Origin of the sequence: Thauera sp. 27 (assembly GCF_000310125.2) — a bacterium.
Lineage (GTDB): Bacteria > Pseudomonadota > Gammaproteobacteria > Burkholderiales > Rhodocyclaceae > Thauera > Thauera mechernichensis.
The window spans coordinates 1-2,430 of sequence record NZ_AMXB01000086.1 but is presented as its reverse complement, the minus strand read 5'-3'; the positions used below and the strand labels follow the sequence as shown (position 1 = coordinate 2,430).

The following is a 2,430-nucleotide window of genomic DNA, read 5'->3' as shown; positions in this document are numbered from 1 at the left end:
CGTAAGCGGTAACCGAGCGGCGTTCTTGCCTACTTCGAGCGCGGGTGGAGATCGGATCGAAGCGGATTGGCCGCGAAGTGTTGCTTCCACAGCCTTGGGGTGAGTTGCGCGACATCGGCGGCAGGGTGCTGGCCGACGCGCTGGAGCACATCGACCAGATAGGCATAGGGGTCGATGTCGTGCAGGCGACAGGTGGCGATCAGGCTCTGCGCGATCCCCACGTATTTCGCGCCGACCTCGGTCCAGCAGAAGAGCCAGTTGCGGCGGCCCATCGGCACTACGCGTAGCGCCCGCTCGAGGTGGTTGGTGTCGATCGGCACCTCGGGGTCGGCGAGGTAGACCTCGAGGGCGGCCCGGCGCTCACGCACGTAGGCCAGGGCAGTGGTCAGCGGTGAGCTCGGCAGTAGCCCCTGGGATTCGAACTGGGCGTCGACCCAGTCGAAGAACCGGTCGACCATCGGCTTGGCCTGGGCGAGCCGGTATGCGCGGCGTGCCTCGCCGATGAGTTGTGCCTCACGGATGTGCTGCTCTACCGCGTAGAGCTGGCCGATCATCTCCAATGCCTGCGTCGCCCGTTCGGGCTCGATCGACTGGGCCTCGAAGAATTTTCTTCTCGAGTGCGCCCAGCATTGCGCGCGCGTGAGCCCGCATTTTTGTGCGTAACGTTCGTAGGCCGCGTAGCCGTCGGTGAGCAGCACCGCCCCCTCGGGCGGTGGGTCGGTCCCCAGGGTCTGCGCAATGTGTTTGCCACTACGCCCCTCGTGATAGGCGAAGCAGATTTCGTCGCGCTCGCCATACACCGGCCAGAAGTAGCCGCCCTTCATCTTCCCCGGGCCGGCGCGCCCGGCCTTGATCGGGGTCTCGTCCATCGCCTTGATGCGACTTGCGCGGATCGAGTCGAGCTGGGCCGTAAAGACCGGCTCGAGCAGCGCGAGCGCCGCGTGGGTGAGCTGCGTGAGCCACGGGCGCGAGACCCGGATGCCGTTGTCCCCGAGCCGCTGATGCTGGCGGTACAGCGGCTGGTGGTAGCAGAACTTGTCGGTGATGAGCCCGGCGATGAAGCTCACGTCGGCGCGGCTACCGTCGATCACCCCGGCGGGGGCCGCCGGGCAGTGGATCGTCTGCGTGTCGCGGCGCTTGATGACCGGGCGTACGTACTTGAGGATCACGTAGCTGCCCGGGCGCTGCGCCAGGCGATGGCTCACCTTCTCGCCGATCACCTCGAACTGTTCGGCGGTGAGGCCCTCGGTCTCGGGGTTGGCGAGCGTGATCGTCTCGACCGGGACGCGCGTCTCGTCGAAGAACAGCGCCGAGTCGTCCTTGCTCTGGGTGAAGTCGGTGCGCGACGCACGACGGGTGTGTCCCGCCACGGTCTTGCCGGGGACATCGGGCTGTGTGTCGGGGATCGGCAACTCGCCCAGATACATCTGCGTGGTGTCGGGTGACACCACGCGCTTCTCGCTCTTCTGGCCAAAGAGCTGGCGGCGGAACCACTCAAGCTGATGCTTGAGTGCCGCAAACTCGAGCCGCATCGCATCCATGTCGCGCTGCAAGGCGACGTTCGCCTGCGCCATCTCGACGATGCGCTCGGGCGCCCACTGGGCGGCCTCGGCAAGGGTCGGAACGGGGGTGCAGTGCGGCGCGGGCATGGCGCGTATTTTACCGCAGAACCCAGCATTCATGCGGGTTGCACGGCGTTTGCGGGCAGTTGGAAACGGCGCTTGGTGCGGGCCGGCTCGATGCCTTCGAGCAAGAGTTTGAGCCCGGTCCAGTCCATCTGGCGCGTGCGGACCTGCGCCCAGTTCGACACGAAGCGCCCCTGCTCGAGACGCTTGGCCCACACGCAGAATCCGGTGCGATCCCAGTACAGCACCTTCATCTGCGTGCCGCGTCGGTTGATGAACACGAACAGCTCGCCCGACAGCGGATCGCAGCCGAGCGCCTGGCGTGTGAGCGCGTACAGGCCGTCGAAGGATTTGCGCATGTCGACCGGGCGGCCATAGACATGGACCCGGACCGCGCCTTCGGGGAAGAACATCAGCCGCGCGACAGGTGAAGGATCACGCCGTCGCCCAGGTCGAGCCGCAGTTCGAGGCGACCCGTGCCGCCGAGTTTGAGCGTGCCGGCGTCGACGAAGCCAGTGGCCTCCATCGCCAGCGCGGCAGGCTGCGTACTCGGCTCGCCCAGCAGGCTACGCCAGCGCCGGAAGCTCGACTCGCTGAGCCCCTCGCGGGCGCAGAACGGCTCGATCCCCAGGCCGCTCGCGGCAAACCGCGCAAAGACGGTTTCCCACTCCTGGCGGCTACGCCGCCGCCACTTGTTGTTGGTCGCTGTCGCCCTGGTCACTGCCGGCTCCTCCCTGATGAATGTGGGAGGGATTGTTCCGCGTGGGCGCGGGCGGGCAAAGAACGCCGCTCAGTGACCGGTTAC

General features: G+C 67.0%; 3 protein-coding genes. All 3 read right to left on the bottom strand.

Going from position 1 to position 2,430, the window contains the following annotated elements:
- Window positions 1-29 precede the first annotated feature (29 nt).
- Genes tnpC through tnpA form a run of 3 tightly spaced genes read right to left on the bottom strand, consistent with a single transcriptional unit; the run spans window position 30 to window position 2,346 of the window.
- On the bottom strand, window positions 30-1,649 hold the full coding sequence (gene tnpC, locus B447_RS21445) for an IS66 family transposase (RefSeq protein ID WP_002937033.1): 1,620 nt from the start codon (window positions 1,647-1,649) through the stop codon (window positions 30-32).
- 29 nt (window positions 1,650-1,678) lie between these two features.
- Window positions 1,679-2,038: an IS66 family insertion sequence element accessory protein TnpB gene (gene tnpB / locus B447_RS21440; RefSeq protein ID WP_002937031.1), complete on the bottom strand. Its 360-nt coding sequence runs from the start codon at window positions 2,036-2,038 to the stop codon at window positions 1,679-1,681.
- A complete protein-coding gene (gene tnpA, locus B447_RS21435; RefSeq protein WP_002937029.1) occupies window positions 2,038-2,346 on the bottom strand; it encodes an IS66 family insertion sequence element accessory protein TnpA in 309 nt (102 codons plus the stop codon). The genes tnpB and tnpA overlap by 1 nt, the downstream gene beginning before the upstream one ends.
- Between the last annotated feature and the right edge of the window lie 84 nt (window positions 2,347-2,430).

Coding starts and splice junctions, on each gene's coding strand:
- tnpC (WP_002937033.1), bottom strand. CDS start 1,649: ATGCCCGCGCCGCACTGCACCCCCGTTCCGACCCTTGCCGAGGCCGCC.
- tnpB (WP_002937031.1), bottom strand. CDS start 2,038: ATGTTCTTCCCCGAAGGCGCGGTCCGGGTCCATGTCTATGGCCGCCCG.